Source organism: Martinezella rhizogenes (assembly GCF_027460065.1).
In the GTDB taxonomy this organism is placed as follows: Bacteria; Pseudomonadota; Alphaproteobacteria; order Rhizobiales; family Rhizobiaceae; genus Agrobacterium; species Agrobacterium rhizogenes_C.
On sequence record NZ_JAPYZZ010000046.1, the window covers coordinates 1 to 1878 of the forward strand.

Sequence of the window (1878 nt, forward strand, 5' to 3'; positions counted from 1 at the left end):
AGCCGACTTGATCTCGTTTGCGCCTGCGCCGATGCCGCCGGCATTCTGCGCAACCCGGGTCAATGCCGATTGCAGCTTCTCTGCCGACATGTTGAAGTCGTTGCGCACACCGTCGAGTGTCGCCGTGAACGGCTGGTCGATGCGATAGGAGACATCGCCGTCGGAAAGCTTCGAAAGACCGGTCGCGAGATTGTCGACGGCAAATTTGACGTCTGCCGCTTCCCTTGCCTTCTGCTGCTCGCGTTCGATGCGGTCTTTCTCCGACATCGACCGATTGGCTTCGGTTTCCTGCTCGAGACGGATGCGCTCGATGGCGTTCTCGCGGAACACCTGAACCGCGACCGCCATCTGGCCAACTTCGTCCTTCCGGTCCATGCCGTCGATCTCGGCCGCCGTCTCGCCGCCGGCAAGCGACGCCATGCGCTCACGCAACCGCGCAATCGGCGTGGTAATACCGCGCGAAGCAACGAAAAGTGCGAGGATGATGCCGGCGAGGAAGACGATCCCCACCACGACGAGCGAAGTCAGGATGGTCGAATTGGTTTGGTCAGTCAGATCGTCGCTGCCCTTGGTGATACCCTTGGCAAGCTTGTCAACCAGCGCCGTTATGGCCGTCGATGTCGCGGTTATGGACGTGTCAGCCTTGAGGAGCTGGGCGGCAGATTCCTCATTGCGGTTCGCCAGTCCCAGTTCGACCGCCTTGTCGGTCAAGTCGGTAATTGCCTGTGACTGCGTGATGAAGGCGTCGATGGCGGCAGCCTCCTCGGGAAAAACAGCCTTCACCTTGTTAAGACGCTGGAGGAGGAGAGCTTTGCTTTCAGTATAAGCCTGTTTGGCAACCTTTATCTCCGGTCCATTCGCATCATAAGCCATGATCTGATAGGCGCCGTAAGCGGCCGCCGACAGATTGCGATTGGCGCGCGCAAGCTCCACCAGAGCCGCATTGTCATTGGCTATGAAATCCGAATAGGCGGTGTCCGCTTCCTTGTAACGGCTGGCCATGAACGTGGTGGCACCGAGGCCAACAACGCAAAGCGGGAGAATGAGCGACAGAATTTTGGTACGGATACTGGCATTTTTAAGAAAGGACACGGGAAACCCTTTAAAAGGTGGGAGACCGCTCCTTCCCCGTGCCGGAGGTGTTCGGCGAAAATGACATTGCACGTCAAACGCCTTCATCATCAAGGCTTTACTGACCGCTTGCAGGCCCGCCGCGCCTCAAAGGCCAGCAATCGCGCCTTCGTCAACACGGTGAGACCTGATGATGCTGCTCCGCCGGCGAGCGGCGGCCACAGACTCAATTTTTCGGGAAACAGTACGCAAAACCGCCGGGTGCGGCGTCAATCTATTTTCCGGCAATAATATTATAATAAAAAACTTTATAATCTGTTCACAAGGAAACGCAGACGGATGACACCGGTGGCGGGTTGAGGGCATCGACCGCCCTGACTGTCGGACATTGTCGTCCTGCAACAACAGTCACTGACGATGCGGGTCACCATCAAATTTATACCACGCAGACGATTTTCGCCTGCGTGGTATTTGCCTTCGGTCATGCGGTACAGTCCGGTCGAAGCTTGGGACCGAGGAGCGGGGTCGCTACCTCAGAATTCCTGCCAGTCACCCTTCGACGTATCAACAGCGGCATTGCCGGAGAATGCCGAAGCAAGCTTGCGGCCAAGCGCCCGCACGGGAGAGGCCACCGATCTGTCGCTGCCCGCGGCACTGCGCACCGGAGCCGGCTGGCTCTTCTGCTGATAGGCGCCCTCGGCCAGCTTGAACTGCGAAAGCAGCTGGTTGAGCGATGCCACCTCCTTGGCCAGACTGTGGCTTGCGGCATTGGTCTCTTCCACCATGGCCGCATTCTTCTGCGTGTCC

Annotated in this window: 2 protein-coding genes and 1 pseudogene; 1 reads left to right on the forward strand and 2 read right to left on the reverse strand. The window is 58.3% G+C overall.

Features of this window, described 5'->3' with window-relative positions:
- The coding region (locus tag O8B93_RS27785; RefSeq protein ID WP_269713099.1) for a methyl-accepting chemotaxis protein at nucleotides 1-1092 on the reverse strand (1092 nt) is incomplete at its 3' end.
- A gap of 60 nt (nucleotides 1093-1152) precedes the next feature.
- Here O8B93_RS27785 and O8B93_RS27790 point away from each other — a divergent pair.
- Complete coding sequence (locus O8B93_RS27790) at nucleotides 1153-1362, forward strand: hypothetical protein (protein WP_269713100.1); 210 nt, start codon at nucleotides 1153-1155, stop codon at nucleotides 1360-1362.
- A gap of 242 nt (nucleotides 1363-1604) precedes the next feature.
- Here O8B93_RS27790 and O8B93_RS27795 read toward each other — a convergent pair.
- Nucleotides 1605-1878: pseudogene (locus O8B93_RS27795) on the reverse strand (methyl-accepting chemotaxis protein); the annotation flags it as partial.